Source organism: Streptomyces sp. 3N207, from assembly GCF_052246355.1.
GTDB lineage: Bacteria > Actinomycetota > Actinomycetes > Streptomycetales > Streptomycetaceae > Streptomyces.
Genome location: NZ_JBQQBV010000014.1, coordinates 177,276 through 192,736, shown reverse-complemented (window position 1 = coordinate 192,736; position 15,461 = coordinate 177,276). Strand labels below are relative to the sequence as shown.

Annotated in this window: 15 protein-coding genes; 8 read left to right on the top strand and 7 right to left on the bottom strand. The window is 71.1% G+C overall.

The window, feature by feature from the left end; translation table 11 throughout:
* Window positions 1–70: 70 nt before the first annotated feature.
* Window positions 71–850, bottom strand: a complete 780-nt coding sequence (locus tag ACTWP9_RS22655) for an AraC family transcriptional regulator (RefSeq protein WP_443248061.1) — start codon at window positions 848–850, stop codon at window positions 71–73.
* A gap of 55 nt (window positions 851–905) precedes the next feature.
* Between ACTWP9_RS22655 and ACTWP9_RS22650 the strand changes: the two genes are divergently transcribed.
* Window positions 906–1,490, top strand: a complete 585-nt coding sequence (locus ACTWP9_RS22650) for a class I SAM-dependent methyltransferase (protein ID WP_443248060.1) — start codon at window positions 906–908, stop codon at window positions 1,488–1,490.
* Between the two features lie 18 nt (window positions 1,491–1,508).
* Here ACTWP9_RS22650 and ACTWP9_RS22645 read toward each other — a convergent pair whose 3' ends face one another.
* Window positions 1,509–1,829, bottom strand: a complete 321-nt coding sequence (locus ACTWP9_RS22645) for a DMT family transporter (protein ID WP_443248059.1) — start codon at window positions 1,827–1,829, stop codon at window positions 1,509–1,511.
* 55 nt (window positions 1,830–1,884) lie between these two features.
* Window positions 1,885–2,499 (bottom strand): DUF1269 domain-containing protein, encoded by a 615-nt coding sequence (locus ACTWP9_RS22640; protein ID WP_443248058.1) that lies wholly within the window; start codon window positions 2,497–2,499, stop codon window positions 1,885–1,887.
* 163 nt (window positions 2,500–2,662) lie between these two features.
* On the opposite strand from ACTWP9_RS22640, the gene ACTWP9_RS22635 reads away from it, so the two are divergent.
* Window positions 2,663–3,430: an acyltransferase domain-containing protein gene (locus ACTWP9_RS22635; protein ID WP_443248057.1), complete on the top strand. Its 768-nt coding sequence runs from the start codon at window positions 2,663–2,665 to the stop codon at window positions 3,428–3,430.
* Between the two features lie 44 nt (window positions 3,431–3,474).
* Here ACTWP9_RS22635 and ACTWP9_RS22630 read toward each other — a convergent pair whose 3' ends face one another.
* Entirely contained in the window at window positions 3,475–3,978 is a 504-nt protein-coding gene (locus ACTWP9_RS22630) for a GNAT family N-acetyltransferase (protein ID WP_443248056.1), read from the bottom strand.
* Between the two features lie 141 nt (window positions 3,979–4,119).
* Here ACTWP9_RS22630 and ACTWP9_RS22625 point away from each other — a divergent pair, with 141 nt between their 5' ends.
* The 3 genes from ACTWP9_RS22625 to ACTWP9_RS22615 all read left to right on the top strand — a co-directional run bounded on the left by ACTWP9_RS22625 (window position 4,120) and on the right by ACTWP9_RS22615 (window position 7,223).
* Window positions 4,120–4,923 carry an exodeoxyribonuclease III gene (locus ACTWP9_RS22625; RefSeq protein ID WP_443248055.1) on the top strand — a complete coding sequence of 268 codons (804 nt, stop codon included), beginning with the start codon at window positions 4,120–4,122 and terminating at the stop codon, window positions 4,921–4,923.
* Between the two features lie 135 nt (window positions 4,924–5,058).
* Window positions 5,059–5,934 (top strand): alpha/beta fold hydrolase, encoded by an 876-nt coding sequence (locus tag ACTWP9_RS22620; RefSeq protein WP_443248054.1) that lies wholly within the window; start codon window positions 5,059–5,061, stop codon window positions 5,932–5,934.
* A gap of 26 nt (window positions 5,935–5,960) precedes the next feature.
* Window positions 5,961–7,223: an RNA-guided endonuclease InsQ/TnpB family protein gene (locus ACTWP9_RS22615; protein WP_443248053.1), complete on the top strand. Its 1,263-nt coding sequence runs from the start codon at window positions 5,961–5,963 to the stop codon at window positions 7,221–7,223.
* Here ACTWP9_RS22615 and ACTWP9_RS22610 read toward each other — a convergent pair.
* Window positions 7,196–8,008, bottom strand: coding sequence for a MerR family transcriptional regulator (locus ACTWP9_RS22610; protein ID WP_443248052.1), 813 nt, complete (start codon window positions 8,006–8,008; stop codon window positions 7,196–7,198). The two genes, ACTWP9_RS22615 and ACTWP9_RS22610, sit on opposite strands and share 28 nt — an antisense overlap.
* 204 nt (window positions 8,009–8,212) lie before the next feature.
* Between ACTWP9_RS22610 and ACTWP9_RS22605 the strand changes: the two genes are divergently transcribed.
* Genes ACTWP9_RS22605 through ACTWP9_RS22595 form a run of 3 tightly spaced genes read left to right on the top strand, consistent with a single transcriptional unit; the run spans window position 8,213 to window position 11,669 of the window.
* Complete coding sequence (locus ACTWP9_RS22605; protein ID WP_443248051.1) at window positions 8,213–9,829, top strand: flavin-containing monooxygenase; 1,617 nt, start codon at window positions 8,213–8,215, stop codon at window positions 9,827–9,829.
* Complete coding sequence (locus ACTWP9_RS22600; protein WP_443248050.1) at window positions 9,826–10,782, top strand: alpha/beta fold hydrolase; 957 nt, start codon at window positions 9,826–9,828, stop codon at window positions 10,780–10,782. Before ACTWP9_RS22605 ends, ACTWP9_RS22600 begins: the two co-directional genes overlap by 4 nt.
* Window positions 10,779–11,669: an SDR family oxidoreductase gene (locus ACTWP9_RS22595; RefSeq protein WP_443248049.1), complete on the top strand. Its 891-nt coding sequence runs from the start codon at window positions 10,779–10,781 to the stop codon at window positions 11,667–11,669. The genes ACTWP9_RS22600 and ACTWP9_RS22595 overlap by 4 nt, the downstream gene beginning before the upstream one ends.
* 128 nt (window positions 11,670–11,797) lie before the next feature.
* Here ACTWP9_RS22595 and ACTWP9_RS22590 read toward each other — a convergent pair whose 3' ends face one another.
* Together ACTWP9_RS22590 and ACTWP9_RS22585 are read right to left on the bottom strand one after the other, a co-directional pair.
* The gene (locus ACTWP9_RS22590) at window positions 11,798–11,980 is read right to left on the bottom strand and encodes a hypothetical protein (RefSeq protein ID WP_443248048.1); all 183 of its coding nucleotides are present in this window, start codon (window positions 11,978–11,980) and stop codon (window positions 11,798–11,800) included.
* Window positions 11,981–12,077: 97 nt separating this feature from the next.
* Entirely contained in the window at window positions 12,078–15,443 is a 3,366-nt protein-coding gene (locus ACTWP9_RS22585) for a S41 family peptidase (RefSeq protein WP_443248047.1), read from the bottom strand.
* Window positions 15,444–15,461: the final 18 nt, after the last annotated feature.

Sequence of the window (15,461 nt, the reverse complement as noted above, 5' to 3'; positions counted from 1 at the left end):
GCCCATTGGCGGCCGGCCGCACCTCGGCGGTCCCTCCGGTCGGCGTCTCAGCGGAAGACCGGTCGGCGTCTCAGCGGAAGAACTGCCCCGGGGTGAGCCCGACCGTGCGGCGGAACGCGGCGATGAAAGCGCTCGCCGAGGCGTAGCCCACCCGGTGTGCGACGGACTCCACGGAGCGCCCCTGGGCCAGCAACGGCATCGCCTCCTGCACCCGTAGCCGCTCCCGCCAGCGGCCGAAACCGAGCCCCGTCTCGGCAGTGAACAGCCGCGCCAGCGTACGGGCGCTGGCTCCGGCCACCGGGCTCCAGGCGGCGAGCGGGCGGGAGTCGGTGAGGTCGGCGTGGAGCGCTTCGGCCACCGCGCGAGCCCGTGGATCGGTCGGCCAGGACAGTCCGATGTCCCGCGCGGGCACCGGCCGGAGCAGGTCGAACAGCACGCCTTCGGCGCGCTCGCGGGAGGCCCGGGAGAGACCGGGCTCTGCCAGGTAGTTGATGAGTTCGCGCAGCAGCGGCGGCACAGCCACCACCGTGGGCTCCGGCCAGGCCACCGGGCAGTGCGCGGGTGCGATGTAGGGACTGCGCATCACCGCCGTACTGGTGGCGCCTGTCGCGTGCGGAGTGTGCGCGGGGATCCACAGTGCGACCGAAGGAGGCAGCAGCCAGGTGCCGCCCGGTGCACGTACCGACAGCAGGCCGCTTGTGCACCAGGCCAGTTGGTGCGCCGGATGGCGATGTTCCTCGAACCATGAACCCCGCGGCAGCGGGAAGCTGCGCACGACAAGGGCCGCCTGCTGTCCCGGCGGAACGTCCCACGCAGGCAGCGGGTCCGGAAGCTGTCCGTATGGCGGCATCAGTTGGCAGCGTACGCCGTAGTGGACGGCTCTCGACCCGGCTTAGCGTCCCCGTATGCCGATGAACAGAGCGCACCGGAGACTGTGCAGTTCCGAGAAGTGGGCCACAGGAGTGCGGGAGCAACTGCTGCCGTGGGCCCTGGAGAACGTCGAACTGGGCGAGGAAATCGTCGAGATCGGCCCCGGATACGGAGCCAACCTGCGTGTCCTGATCGAGCAGGTGCCCCGGGTGACCGCCGTCGAGATCGACGGTGAGACGGCCGGGCTGCTGCGCGAGAAGTGGGGCGACCGCGCGCGCATTCTGCACGCCGACGGAGCGGACATGCCGCTTCCTGACACCGCGTTCTCCGCAGTGGTGTGCTTCACGATGCTGCACCACGTGCCCACCGAAGTGCAGCAGGACCGCATCTTTGCCGAGGCGTTCCGCGTGCTGCGGCCCGGAGGGACGTTCGCGGGGGCCGACAGTCAGCCGAACTTCCGCTTCCGGCTGCTGCACATCGGCGACACCATGAACACCCTCGACCCCGCGGCACTGCCCGCCCGGCTGTCCCGGGCGGGGTTCACCGACATCGCCGTGGACCGCCACCCGGAGAGTGGTGGACTGCGCTTCCGTGCCCGGCGCCCGGCGGAGGACGGCTGAGGAGCCTCCGGCCGCGCCTCAGTGCAGCAGTTTCAGTCCCACCACCGCGCCGACGATCAGCAGCAGGCACAGCAGCCTGGCCGCGCTGACCGCGTCCCCCAGTACCGCCATGCCGTACAGGGCCGTACCGACCGCGCCGATCCCGACCCACACCGCGTACGCCGTGCCCAGGGGAATCTGCGACACGGCGTACGACAGGCCCGCCATGCTGGCCGCGAGGGCGACCAGGAAGAGCACCGACGGCCATAGCCGGTGGAAGTTCTTCGACGCCTCCAGAGCCGTCGCCCACAGCGTCTCCAGGCACCCGGAAACAATCAGTACGCCCCACGCGAGTCCCATCCGGTGCTCCCTCGCCGCCTGTGCCGTCACGAGTGCTCCACCACGGTCCAGCGGTCTACCGCCGCCACCAGTGCTCCTCGCGCCCGCTCGCCCGCTCCCGCTCGCCCTCGCCGTGCGGGCCGACCTCGTGGCCTGCCGTCGCGGGGCCGGTGGGGGCGTCCGAGGGGTTCGGCGTCGGCTGGGGGGTGGACAGGACGTCCTCCAGCTCCTTGCGCACCGTAGCGGCCAGATAGCGGCTGACGCCCGGCCCCAGGGCCTCGTCCGCAGGGTCGGTGGACGTCTCCTTCACGTCGGCCACCACTACCGTGCTGCCGGGCGGGATCTCCGCCGTCAGCTCCTCCAGCCCCTCGTTCGTCTCGATCACCCGGCGGGCGTCGTGACCGCCGCCGATCAGCCCGCCCGTGCCGAAGCCCAGCAGAGCCCCCTTCGGGCCGCCCACCAGGCCCAGCAGCGCACCCACGAGCCCTCCGACGGCCAAGCCGGTGGCGCCGCTGATGTTGTCCACCTCGCCGAGGACCTCGGCGTTCCCGTCCGGGTCCCGGTCGACCACCCGCGCCTCGAGCAGTTCGAGCACGCCCAGGCGGTGCGCGCTGTCCAGCCTGTCCAGCGCGTTCAGTGCCGCTCGGGTGCCCCGCTCGGTGAAGTCGGCGCACAAGATGTTTTCCGTCATACGCCCACCATCGGCGCTCCTGCGGCGTACGGCATCCGCAGTCCCGCACCGGCGCCGCGACCTGCGGCTCGGCCCGGCGGGACGCGGGTGGGCGGCTCGGCAGTCGGTGCGGGTGCGGGCCTGCGACTGGCACGGCAGGGGCGCTGCGGGTGAGGGTGGCCCCATGAACGTCGCGTTCCTCTTTCCCGGTCTGGGCTCGCTGCGGGCGGGCATGCTGCACCGGCTGCCGGACACCGCTGCCTCGGCGACCGTGCTCGCCGAGGCCGAGTGGGGCCACCCGGGAGGGATTGCGCAGCTGGACACCGCCGAGGCACTGGCGGAGTCCGAGGTGGCACGGCATGTGAGTCTGCTGGTCGCCGGAGTGGCGGGGGCCAGGGCGCTGATGGAGGACGAGGACGTGCGACCGGCCGTCGTGGCGGGGCACGGCCTCGGGGGCTACGCCGCAGCCGTCGTCGCGGAGCTGCTCACCTTCCCCGAGGCGCTGCGGGCGGTCCGGCTGCGTGCCGAGTTGCTGGAGCGGGCCGAGGAACCGCCGTACGACATCGGCATCCGGATGGCACAGCACCTGGCGACCATTCCGCGCCGGACGCACACGCTGCCCTATGTGGCCTGCACGAGCGGTGCGTGTCTGCACGGGAACGCGAACGAGGTCTTCGACGACCTGGCCCGTTCCGTCGCGCTGCCGGTGCGCTGGGAAGAGATGAAGGCGTCCCTGCGGACGGCGGCCGACCGATGGGTGGAGCTGCCGCCCGGGCGTGCTCTGACCGCGCACCTGGCGGGAGAGGGGACCGGCGCCGCGGGGCCCGGCCCCGGGGTGCGGGTGGTCTCGGTGGAGGAACAGGGGATCGCGGAGGCTGCGGACTTCGCGCGGGGTGTGGCGGGGGATGCAGAGGGGGAGGGGGACTTCCCGTTGGGTAACGCGGATTATTGACCAGCTGCGCAAACGGGCTTCACGAACGGGCTCCGCGAAGCTGCTCAGCGAATCGGCTTCACAAAGCACCGGCTCTCCTCGTGGAACCGGTAGAGGCCGAACTTCTCCGGAGCCGGTTCGTACCCCGCCGATGTGTACAGCGCGATGGCTTCCGGCTGCTCCACGCCCGTCTCCAGCACCATGCGTATGCGCCCCGCCTCGCGCGCGTCCCGCTCCAGCAGGGTGAGGATCCGACGGGCGAGGCCCTGGCCACGCGCCTCGGGCACGACGAACATGCGCTTGATCTCGGCGTCGCCGTCCGCGTAGTTCGCGTCCTTCTCGTCCGGCTCTCGTGCAGCGTCCATCGAGCGCCAGGCACCGGTGGCGACGGGCCGCTGCTCCTCGTCGTAGGCCAGCAGGTACAGACCGCGCGGCGGCTTGAACATCATGGGGTCCAGCGGCGTCGCGTCGCCTTCCGGGTCGCCGTAGCGCAGCGCGTACTCCTGGAGTACGAGATCGTTGAGCTTCCGGGCGTCCGGGTGGTCGAAATGGGCGGGAACGATCTGCATGCCGGGCATCGTAAGGTGCCCGGTGTCTTTGCGCCTGGTGCTTTTCGTCCGGGACCGCGGGTGAGGGCGGCGGTGGCGTACGGGGCGGCTGCCACTGCCACATAGGGTGCGGGTCGTCCGCGTACCGATGGGGAGCATGTTTTGCGCAAGGTGAGCACGGTGAACGTCAATGGGCTGCGGGCAGCGGCCAAGAAGGGGTACGCGGAGTGGCTGCGGACCACCGAGGCGGATGTGATCTGTCTCCAGGAGGTCCGGGCGGAGCCGGAGCAGCTGCCTGAGGCGGTGCGGTATCCGGAGGGCCGGCATGCCTTCTGGGCGCCCTCCTCCGCGAAGGGCAGGGCCGGTGTCGCCCTGCTCACCCGTCGGGAGCCCGACAGTGTGCGGGTCGGTTTCGGTGTGTCCGAGTTCGAGGAGTCCGGCCGCTATGTGGAGGCGGACCTGCCCGGCGTGACGGTCGCCAGCCTGTATCTGCCCTCCGGGGAGGTCGGTACGGAGCGGCAGGACGAGAAGGAGCGCTTCATGGCGGCGTTTCTGCCCTACCTGTGCGACCTGCGCGAGCGCGCGGCGGCGGCCGGGCGCGAGGTGCTGGTCTGCGGTGACTGGAACATCGCCCACCAGGAAGCCGACTTGAAGAACTGGCGCGGCAACAAGAAGAACTCCGGGTTCCTGCCGGAGGAGCGCGGCTGGCTGTCCCGCGTCTTCGACCCGGCGGAGGGCGGCTACACGGATGTCGTCCGCTCGCTCCATCCGGACGTCCCGGGACCGTACTCGTGGTGGTCGTACCGGGGGCGTGCCTTCGACAACGACACGGGCTGGCGGATCGACTACCACGTGTCCACGCCCGGGCTGGCGGGCCGTGCGGTGAAGGCGTACGTCGAGCGGGCCGCCACCCACGCGGAGCGGTGGAGCGACCATGCGCCGGTGACCGTCGACTTCGGGGTTTGAAGGCCCCGTAGCGGGAGTTCGGACGCCGCGAGGGCTTGAAGCCACCTGTCGTGGTCTTGTGCGGCCGGGAGGGGCCGGGTCACCGTGGAGCCGGGGCGGGGTGCCGGGGCCCCGCCGTCCTCAGGGGAGGCCGCCATGGAAGCTGCCGCAGGGGCCGGAACCGATGACGCGGGAGTGGGATCCGCGACGGGTGCCGGTGGCCGGTCCGGTGCCGTCGTACTGCCTGCCCTCCGGATCGGTGACGGCGCGCACCATGTGATCGCCGTACACGGCTGGTTCGCGGACCGGCGGGCGTATGCGCCGGTGTCAGACGTCCTCGACCGGGCCACGTTCAGCTACGCCGTGCCCGATCTGCGCGGCTACGGCGAGGCACGGGACATCGTGGGCGCCTTCACGACCGGTGAGGCCGCGGAGGATGTCCTGGCGCTGGCGGATGCGCTCGGCTGGGAGCGGTTCTCGCTCGTCGGGCACTCGATGGGCAGCGCCGTCATCCAGCGGGTCGCGCTCGCGGCGCCGGAGCGGGTGCGCCGGATGGTGGGTATAGCGCCGGTGCCCGCGAGCGGGGTGCCGTTGCAAGGCGAGCAGTGGGAGCTGTTCGCGCAGGCTGCACAGCGCCCGGCCAACCGCAGGGCGATCATCGATCTGAGCACCGGCAACCGGCGTCCGGACGCCTGGCTGGACCTCATGGTCGAGCGGTCGCTGTCGTGCACCGATCCGGCTGCCTTCCGTGCCTGGCTGGATTCCTGGGCACTGGAGGACTTCCACGAGCAGGTGCGGGGCTGCCGGGTGCCGGTACGGCTGGTGGTCGGCGACGGCGATCCGGTGCTGTCGGCGGAGGTGGTCCGTACGACATGGCTGCGCTGGTACACGGCTGCCGAGTTGGTGGAGGTGCCCGCCGCCGGGCACTATCCGCTCGACGAGACGCCACTGGAGACCGTCCGGGCCGTGGAGGATTTCCTGCGCGCGGAGGATCTGCCCGCGGACGCTGAGGCCCCAACCTCCTGCGGTTAGCTATGTGTTGAGGCACTATGTGAGCTGTGGCCTCTCACGTGAAGCGGGCGCACCGGTACCGCTTCTATCCGACGGATGCGCAGGCAGTGGAGCTGTCGCGCACCTTCGGATGCGTGCGCAAGGTCTACAACATGGCGCTCGCTGCTCGCAGCGAGGCGTGGTCGGTGCGCCAGGAGCGGGTCGGCTACTGCGCTACGTCGGCGATGCTGACGGCGTGGAAGAAGACTGAGGAGCTGGCATTCCTCAATGAGGTCTCCTCGGTGCCCCTCCAACAAACCCTTCGGCATCTGCAAGGAGCGTTCACCAACTTCTTCGCCAAGCGGGCCCGGTACCCGCGCTTCAAGTCCAAGCACAAGTCGAGGGGCTCGGCCGAGTACACCTCCTCTGGGTTCCGGTTCCAGGACGGGCAGCTGACCCTGGCGAAGATGACCGAGCCGCTGGACATCCGTTGGTCCCGTCCACTCCCAGAAAACGTGAAACCGTCGACGGTGACGGTCTCCCGCGATGCGGCAGGCCGCTGGTTCGTTTCCCTGCTGTGCAAGGACCCGTCTGTCAAGCCGCTGGCCGCCAGCGGCAACGCTGTCGGCATCGACGTTGGGCTTGATCACCTGCTGACGCTCTCGACGGGCGAGAAGATCACCAACCCGCGGCATGAGCGGAAAGACCGTGCCCGGCTGGCCAAAGCTCAGCGGACTTTGGCGAAGAAGGCGAAGGGCTCGGCAAACCGTGCCAAGGCCCGACTGAAGGTCGCGAAGATCCACGCCAGGATCGCCGACCGCAGGCGTGATCACCTGCACAAGGTAACGACTCGGCTCGTGCGCGAAAACCAAACGCTCGTGATCGAGGACCTGACGGTACGCGCCATGGTCAAGAACCGTACACTCGCTCGCGCAATCTCCGACGCGGCATGGAGTGAGTTCCGCAGCATGCTGGAGTACAAGGCCCAGTGGTACGGCCGCGAGGTGATCGCGGTCGACCGCTGGTTCCCCTCCTCCAAGCTGTGCTCTGCCTGCGGCACGCTGCAAGAGAAGATGCCGCTGAGCGTCCGCACCTGGACATGTGACTGCGGCACCGCCCACGACCGGGACGTGAACGCAGCGAAGAACCTTCTGGCGGCCGGACGGGCCGTGACAGCCTGTGGAGACGGTGTAAGACCTCAACGGAACACCCCGGGCGGGCAGTCGTCAGCGAAGCAGGAAACTCCGGCTCGCGAGGGCTGGGAATCCCCTCCCTTCAGGGAGGGGGAACGTCAACCACGGCATCAAGTCTCTCCCCGGTCCGCCTTATGACTGCTTAGCCATCCCTCCAGTTCCGCCCGCACCCGCCGGTCCAGGGCGAGGCCGAGCTCCGCCTCGACGACCTGTTTGGCGACGGGGGCCAAGCGGGCGAGGAGATCGTTGAGCTCGGCCGGGTCGGTGGAGTTCTGCCGGGGCAGCAGGTGGGAGCGGAAGAGGCGGGCGAAGGTGGCGGCGATCTCGTCCGTCTGGGTGCGAAGTTCGCGGGCCGCCTCCAGGACGTCGGCCAGCGGGATGCCCTTGGCGACCAGGTCGGCGGAGCCCTCCAGCAGACGACGACTGGTGTGGACGAACTCGTCGCCGTCGATGGCGACATAGCCGAGGTCCAGGGAGGCGGCCAGGTTGTCCACGGTGACCTCGCCCTGGAAGTAGTCGGCGAGCTCCTCCGGTGTGAGGCGGACGGGGGTCTCCTCGGAGAACGGGGTGAGCACGGTGCTGTCCAGCCCCATGACCTCGGCGGCCGAGCGTACGTCGCGGCCCTTCTCGAAGGCGTCGAGCAGGTCGGCGATGCCGCCGAGGGTGTGGCCGCGGGCCAGCAGGGCTGTGATGCTGCGCAGCCGTGCCAGATGGTGCTCGTCGTACCAGGCGATACGGCCCTCGCGGCGGGGCGGCGGGAGGAGTTTGCGTTCGCGGTAGAAGCGCAGGGTGCGAGTGGTGATGCCGGCGGCTTCGGCCAGCTCCTGCGCGCGGAACTCCCGCTTCTTCGCGGGCTCGGCAGGTGTGCCCCCGGTCGGCCGTCCAGGCCCGTCCGTCGTATGTTGCTCGTTCGCGCTCGCCACGCCGTCCAGCCTAAGTGGCGGCCGTGGGCCCCCACCCAGGTGCGACCGCCGGTAACTTTCCTCGGACCGACCCCTACCCATGAGTATTCGGCTGCCCTACTCTCGTGACCGTGCCAGTGATTACTGGCACAGTTGGTGGTCCCCCACGAGTCCCCACGAGTCCCCACGAACCGCAGTACGCGACAGATCCCGGGAGGCGGCGGCATGGCGGCCGAGCACGAGCAGGAGCACGTACGGGTGGCGGTGATCGGTACCGGATTCGGCGGCCTGGGAGCCGCTGTCCGGCTGCGCCGCGCGGGGGTGACGGACTTCGTCCTCCTGGAACGCAGGGAGGCCGTCGGCGGCACCTGGCACGACAACACGTATCCCGGGTGCGCGTGTGACATCCCCTCGCACCTGTACTCGTTCTCCTTCGCGCCCCATGCGGAGTGGCCGCGCAGCTTCTCGCCGCAGCCGGACATCCGCGACTATCTGGAGCGGGTCACCGACACCTTCGGACTGCGTCAGCACATCCGCTTCAACACCGAGGTCCAGCAGTTGAGCTGGGACGCGGAGGAGCTGCACTGGCGGGTGGTGACCTCGGCGGGCACGCTGACGGCCGACGTCGTCGTCTCCGCCGCCGGGCCGCTGTCCGAGCCCAGGCTGCCCGACATCCCGGGGCTGGACTCCTTCGAGGGCAAGGTCTTCCACAGCGCCACCTGGGACCACGACTACGACCTGCGCGGCAAGCGGGTGGCCGTGATCGGCACGGGGGCCTCGGCCATCCAGATCATCCCCGCCATCCAGCCGGTCGCCGGCGAGCTGACGGTCTTCCAGCGCACCCCCGCCTGGGTGCTGCCGCGCAACGACCGCCGTATCAGCAGGGCCGAGCGGAAGCTGCACGCCCGCTTCCCCGCCACCCAGAAGCTGCGCCGGTTCGCACTGTGGGGCGTACGGGAGCTGGAGACGCAGGTCTTCGCCAACTATCCGAAACTGCTGCCCGTCGTGGAGCAGGTCGCCAAGCTGCATATGAAGCGCGCCGTCAAGGACCCCGGGCTGCGCCGCAAGCTGACGCCCGACTACCGCGTCGGCTGCAAGCGTTGTCTGCTGTCCGACGACTACTACCCGGCGCTCGCGCAGCCCAACACGCACGTCATCGACTCCGGCCTCAAGGAGATCCGCGGCAACACGCTGATCTCCGCTGACGGCCGCGAGGCGGAGGTCGACGCGGTGGTCTTCTGCAGCGGCTTCTACGTTTCCGACATGCCTGTGGCGCACCTCGTCAAGGGCGCCGACGGCGAGACGCTGGCCCAGTCGTGGGCCGCGGACGGGATGAACGCACTGCGGGGCACGACCACCACAGGATTCCCCAACTTCCTGTTCGTCATCGGTCCCAACACCGGGCTGGGCACCAGCTCGATGGTGCTGATCATCGAGGCGCAGCTCAACTACCTGATCGACTACGTGCGCAAGCTGGACACCCTCGGCGGCGGCGACAAGGTCGCGCTGGACGTCCGGCCCATCGCACAGCACACCTACAACGCCAAACTGCGCGAACGCATCAAATCCAGCGTCTGGGACACCGGCTGTACGAGCTGGTATCTGGATGCACAGGGGCGGCCAGTGGCCGTGTGGCCGGGCACCACCGCCGAGTTCCGCAAGGTCACACGTGAGGTGTGGCTGGAGGAGTACGAGGTGCTGCGCGCGCCGCGCAGCGGCGGGGGCACTGCTGCTCGCCGCAAGGCACCGCTGCTGGCCGGGAGCGTCAGCACGGGAGCCGCCACCGACGCCTTCCACTCCGCGGAGGACATGCCCTCGGGGGCGCGGGAGGACGTGCGATGAGCCGTATCACCAGCACCCACCGGCACAAGGGACTGACCGGTCGGTATGTGCCGCCCATGCCCGCGCGAGAGCTGACTGCGCGCTCCGGGGACGGCGTACGCCTGCCAGTCGAGGTGCACGGCCCCGCCGACGGCCCAGCTGTCGTGCTCGCCCACGGCTGGACCTGCTCGACGCTGTTCTGGGCGCCGGTGATCCGGGAGCTGACCGCGAGCGGGCACCGCGTCATCGTCTACGACCAGCGCGGGCACGGCCGCAGCCCCGCCGCCGCGACGCCCATGGCCTACAGCACCGCCATGCTCGCCGACGACCTGTGCGCCGTACTGGACGCCGCTCTGGAGCCGGGCGAGCGAGCAGTCATCGGCGGGCACTCGATGGGCGGCATGACGATCATGGCGGCGGCCGGCAGGGAACAACTGCGCGAGCACGGCGCGGCGTTGCTGCTGTGCAGCACAGGCGCCGAGCATCTGACGGGCCAGGCGCGGGTGCTGCCCTTCCGCTCCGAGCAAGTACGCGCCGTCGCGCACCGCACGCTGCTGGGCTCGGCAGCGCCGCTGGGCCCCGTCAGCCCGCTGACCCGCAAAGCCCTCGCGTACGGCACCCTCGGGCCCGCTCCCGATCCGGCCACCGCAGAGGTCACGGCGCGCATCGTGCACGCCTGCCCGACGCGCGTCAGGTCGGCGTGGGGCGGGGTGCTGGCCGGGCTCGACCTGTCGGCCAAGGTGCCGCACCTGGACGCGCCCACCGCCGTCGTCATCGGCACCCACGACCGACTCACCCCCCTCCCGCACGCCCACCGGCTGGCAGCTCTGCTGCCCCGCTGCACGGGAGTGCACGAGCTGGAGCGGCGCGGGCACATGACGCCGCTGGAGGAGCCGGAGACTGTCAGCGCCGTACTCGCCGGGCTCGCCCGGAACCACCTCGCAACCAAGGACTTGGAGGAGACCAGCGCATGAGCAGGGTCAGTCTGGAGGGCCAGGTCGCCGTCATCACGGGCGCGGCCCGCGGCGTGGGGGCGCTGCTCGCGCGGAAGATGTCCGCACGCGGCGCGAGGATCGCGCTGGTCGGGCTGGAGCCGGACGAGTTGAAGCGGGTCGCCGATTCGCTGCACACCGACTCGGCGCACTGGTACGCGGACGTCACCGACCACGAGGCCATGGCGGAGGTCGCCCGCGAGGTCAAGGAGCACTTCGGGAAGGTCGACATCACCGTTGCCAACGCCGGGGTGGCGGCGGGCGGGCCGTTCATGGACTCCGACCCGGTCGCATGGCGCCGGGTGATCGAGGTCAACCTCATCGGCGGCGCCGTCACGGGGCGCGCTTTCCTGCCCGTACTGGAGGAGTCGCGCGGCTACTTCCTCCAGATCGCCTCCCTCGCGGCCATCACTCCGGCACCCATGATGACGGCGTACTGCGCCTCCAAATCCGGAGTGGAGGCGTTCGCGCACAGCCTGCGCGCGGAGGTCGGCTACAAGGGCGTCGGCGTCGGCGTCGGCTATCTGAGCTGGACCGACACCGACATGGTGCGCGGTGCCGACGCGGACGAGGTGATGCGTGAGGTACGGCAGCGGCTGCCCTACCCGACCAACAAGACCTACCCCCTCGGGCCCGCCGTCGACCGGCTCGTCGCGGGCATCGAGCGCCGCGCCCCGCATGTGTACGGGCAATGGTGGCTGCGCGGTATGCAGGGCATACGCGGCTATCTGGCCCCGCTCATCGGTGGCCCCCTGGGCCGGCGCGAGATGCGCCGAGTCGCGGCGCGGCTGGAGACTGCGGGTGGCGTTTCGACCGGGCTCGTCGGCGCGGGCGGCGAGGCGGACGAGAGGACGCGGGCTACGCGATAGAGCTTGCCCAGCATGGGGCAGCGCAGCCGCGCCCCGTAAGGGGCGCGGGGAACTGCGCGAGCAACCACAACGCACCCGCAGTCTGCGGGAGTCGGACAGGGGCACCCTCTTGGAAAGAGGTTGCCGCGTCAGCGGTTCTTGTCTTTCCACTCCTGGGCGCGCTGCTGGGCCTTGTCCTTCATCTCCTGCGCCCTCTGGCGGGCGTCCTGGCCGCCACCCTGACCGCCGGACCGCGACTTGGACTGCTTCTTCTCCTTGCCCCTGTGCCGAAGCTGCTCGGCCTTGGACTTGAACTGGTCTGCGAAGCCCATCGTCACTCCTTCAGAGGTGTCGGAAGTGTCTTCTCACGGGCACTTTCCACCCTGCCACGCCGACGCATAGCCCGCATTCCGTACCAGAAGGTGCAGATCAGTGGCGGGGCGGGAGCTGGGGGCGGGCGCGGTCCGGGACGTTCCCGTAGTCGGGCGGGGTCCGTGCGGGGTGCCGCTCCAGCAGATCGAGGGCGGTCCGTACGGCGGTGCCCAGCACCGAGCTGCGGCCCTCGGCCCAGTCCAGCGGGGTGCGCAGCACCTCGATGTCCGGCTCCACGCCGCGGTTCTCCACCGACCATCCGTAGCCCTCGAACCATGCGGCGTTCATCGGCACCGTGATCACCGTGCCGTCGCCGAGCCGGTGCCTGCCCGTCATACCGACGACTCCGCCCCAGGTGCGGGCGCCGACCACCGGGCCCAGGCCGAGCAGCCGGAACGCGGCGATGATCATGTCGCCGTCGGAGGCCGTGGCCTCGTCGGCGACGGCGACCACCGGGCCGCGTGGTGCGTTGCTGGTGTAGGTGACGGGCTGCGCGTTGCGGGTGAGGTCCCAGCCCAGGATGGTGCGGGTGAGCTTTTCCAGGACGAGCTCGCTGATGTGCCCGCCCGCGTTGCCCCGTACGTCCACGATCAGCGCGGGCCGGGAGACCTCCAGCCGCAGGTCGCGGTTGAACTGCGCCCAGCCGGAGCCGCCCATGTCGGGAATGTGCAGATAGCCGCACCTGCCGTCGCTCAGTTCGCGGACGACGTCCCGGCGGCGGGCCACCCAGTCCTGGTAGCGCAGCGGGCGCTCGTCGATCAGCGGGACCGCGGCGACCCGGCGCGGCCCCGGCTGCTGGAGCGTCAGCTCGACGGTCGTCCCGCCCGCCGCGGCCAGCAGCGGCGCCGGGCCGCCGACCGGGTCGACGGGCCGCGCGTCGACGTGGGTGAGCAGCGCGCCCTCCCGTACGGGCGAGCCCGCGAGCGGGGAACGGGCCCGCGAGTCGGAGGAGTTGCCGGGCAGGATGCGGGCGATCTGCCAGTCGCCCTCGGAGGTACGGATCAGATCGGCGCCCAGGAAGCCGATGGGCCGCTGGTAGTGCGACGGTCCCTCGTCGCGCCGTGCGGGGGTGACGTAGGCGTGCGAGGTGCCGAGTTCGCCGAGCACTTCGCGCAGCAGATCGGCGAACTCGTCGGGCGAGGCGACGCGTTCGACCAGCGGGCGGTACTGCTCCAGTACGGCCCCCCAGTCGATGCCGCTCATCCCCGGGTCCCAGAAGTACGCCTTGATCAGCCGGCCCGCCTCCGCGTACGCCTGCCGCCACTCGGCCGCCGGATCGACGTCGTGCAGGATGCGGCGCAGGTCGATGTAGGTGGTCGTGTCCGAGTCGGCCTGCTGGTCGGCCGGGATCACCCGCAGCAGTCCCTCGTCGTTGACGACCAGCCGGGTGCCGTCGCCGCTGGGCGCGAACCAGTCGATCTCGCTGGTGAGTTCGGTGCGCTTGGCGGTGGTCAGATCGAAGTGTTCGAGGGTGGGGCGCCCCGAGATGTCGGCCGGGTTGACGAAGGTCTCGCCGAGCGCTCCGGAGATCGGGTACCGCAGCCAGATCAGCCCGCCCCCGGTGACCGGGCACAGCGCCGCGTACTTGGAGGCCGTCACCGGGAACGGGGTGACCCGGTTGGGCAGCCCCTCCGCCTCCACCAGTACCTGGGGCTCGGGGCCCTCCTCCTCGCCGTCGCCGGTGCCGGCCGGGCGGTCCTGCGGGTCGAGCCCGCCCGCGGCCGGGCGCCCCTCCGGGGTCAGCGCGAACGGCGAGAGCGTCGCGGAGGACAGCGGCACCAGATACGGGCGGCAGCCCAGCGGGAAGGAGAGGTCGCCGGTGTGCACGTCGTACACCGGGTCGAAGCCGCGCCAGGAGAGGAAGGCGAGGTAGCGCCCGTCGCGGGTGAAGACGGGCTGCTCGTCCTCGAACCGCCCGTCCGTGACGTCGAGTACGGTGCGCTCGCCCTCCGGCTCGGAGACCTTCGCGATCTTGATGCAGGCCAGTGACCGTCCCACTCCCGGATGGGCCCAGGTCAGCCACCGCGAGTCGGGCGCGAAGGCCGGGTCGTGCACCGGGCCGTTGTCGGAGCGTACGACCTCGCTGATGGGAGCTTCCGGAGCGGTTCCGTCCGCGTCGGGGTCCTCGGCGGTGATGTCGGCCGCCTCGTCCGGCCCGGGAACCTCGACCAGCAGCAGCCGCCCGTCGTGCGACACCACCGCCAGCCGCTCCCCGGAGGGCGAGGCGACCAGCTCCAGCACCCGCCCCAGCCGTCCGGCGGCGATCCGGTAGGGGGGCCGGGGACGGGAGGCGCGGGGCAGGTCCGCGATCTCGATGGCGTCCTCGCCCTCCGCATCGGTGACGTAGGCGATCCGCCCTGTGTCGCCCAGCATGGTGGGCAGCCGCACCCGTACCCCGGGCGTGTCCGCCAGTGCCCGGGCCGGACCGTCGCGGTGGGTGAGCCAGTACAGGCTGCCGCGTACGCCGACCGCGCTGGCCCTCCCGGTGGGGTCGACGGCCAGCGCGTTCACATGTGAGGCGGCGGGCACCTGATAGGAGCGGCGGCCCGCGCGCTGGCCGCCGAGGCGTACGTCGAGCCGGCGAGGACGGGCCACGTGCGCGAAGTCGTCGACCATCCACAGCTCGCCCGCGCACTGGTAGACCACCCGCCGCCCGTCGGTGGCCGCGTGCCGGGCGTAGAACGCGTCGTGGTCGGTGTGCCGGCGCAGGTCGCTGCCGTCCGGGCAGCAGGAGTAGAGGTTGCCGACGCCCTCATGATCGGAGAGGAAGGCGATCCGGTCCCCCACGAGCATCACCGAGTCCAGATGCCCCTCCAGCTCCGCCAGCAGCCGCTCACCCTGGAGCCACATCCGCCCCATGGCGCCGCCCCGGTACCGCTTCCAGCTCGCCGGTTCGTGCGGCGGCGTTCCGGTCAGCAGCAGTGTGCGGCGCTCTCCCTCCTGCTCGGCCACGCAGATGTCCGAGACCGGCCCCCACGGCAGTCTGCTGCCCGGGGACGAGGCGTCCGGGCGGCTCTCGGGCGGGCCGTCGGGGCTGTCGACGGGGACGCGGTAGGCCCACGCGCGGTGGGCGAACGGCTCCCCGTGCGAGGCCACCGCCAGCACATCGCCCTCCGGGGTCCAGCCGCGCACCCGGGTGTCGGTCGCGCCCCAGTACGTCAGCCGTCGCGCGGGACCGCCCTGGACGGAGACCAGACAGATCTCCGGGTCCAGGCTGCGCCAGGTGGTGAAGGCGATGCGCCGTCCGTCCGGGCAGAAGCGGGGATGACTGATCCGGGTCCGGTCCACGGTCAGCCGCCACGCCCGCCCCGACGGCGCTCCGGCCTCCGGGACCGGGGCGACCCACAGGTCGTCCTCGGCGACGAAGCAGAGCAGATCGCCGTGCAGGTGAGGAAAGCGGAGATACGCGCCGTGGTCAGTCATCTATTCCATGTTTCGCGT

What these genes read in the sequence shown, in the direction of transcription:
- ACTWP9_RS22655 (WP_443248061.1), bottom strand. Translation starts at nt 850, where the DNA reads ATGCCGCCATACGGACAGCTTCCGGACCCGCTGCCTGCGTGGGACGTT.
- ACTWP9_RS22650 (WP_443248060.1), top strand. Translation starts at nt 906, where the DNA reads ATGCCGATGAACAGAGCGCACCGGAGACTGTGCAGTTCCGAGAAGTGG.
- ACTWP9_RS22645 (WP_443248059.1), bottom strand. Translation starts at nt 1,829, where the DNA reads ATGGGACTCGCGTGGGGCGTACTGATTGTTTCCGGGTGCCTGGAGACG.
- ACTWP9_RS22640 (WP_443248058.1), bottom strand. Translation starts at nt 2,499, where the DNA reads ATGACGGAAAACATCTTGTGCGCCGACTTCACCGAGCGGGGCACCCGA.
- ACTWP9_RS22635 (WP_443248057.1), top strand. Translation starts at nt 2,663, where the DNA reads ATGAACGTCGCGTTCCTCTTTCCCGGTCTGGGCTCGCTGCGGGCGGGC.
- ACTWP9_RS22630 (WP_443248056.1), bottom strand. Translation starts at nt 3,978, where the DNA reads ATGCAGATCGTTCCCGCCCATTTCGACCACCCGGACGCCCGGAAGCTC.
- ACTWP9_RS22620 (WP_443248054.1), top strand. Translation starts at nt 5,059, where the DNA reads ATGGAAGCTGCCGCAGGGGCCGGAACCGATGACGCGGGAGTGGGATCC.
- ACTWP9_RS22605 (WP_443248051.1), top strand. Translation starts at nt 8,213, where the DNA reads ATGGCGGCCGAGCACGAGCAGGAGCACGTACGGGTGGCGGTGATCGGT.
- ACTWP9_RS22600 (WP_443248050.1), top strand. Translation starts at nt 9,826, where the DNA reads ATGAGCCGTATCACCAGCACCCACCGGCACAAGGGACTGACCGGTCGG.
- ACTWP9_RS22595 (WP_443248049.1), top strand. Translation starts at nt 10,779, where the DNA reads ATGAGCAGGGTCAGTCTGGAGGGCCAGGTCGCCGTCATCACGGGCGCG.
- ACTWP9_RS22590 (WP_443248048.1), bottom strand. Translation starts at nt 11,980, where the DNA reads ATGGGCTTCGCAGACCAGTTCAAGTCCAAGGCCGAGCAGCTTCGGCAC.
- ACTWP9_RS22585 (WP_443248047.1), bottom strand. Translation starts at nt 15,443, where the DNA reads ATGACTGACCACGGCGCGTATCTCCGCTTTCCTCACCTGCACGGCGAT.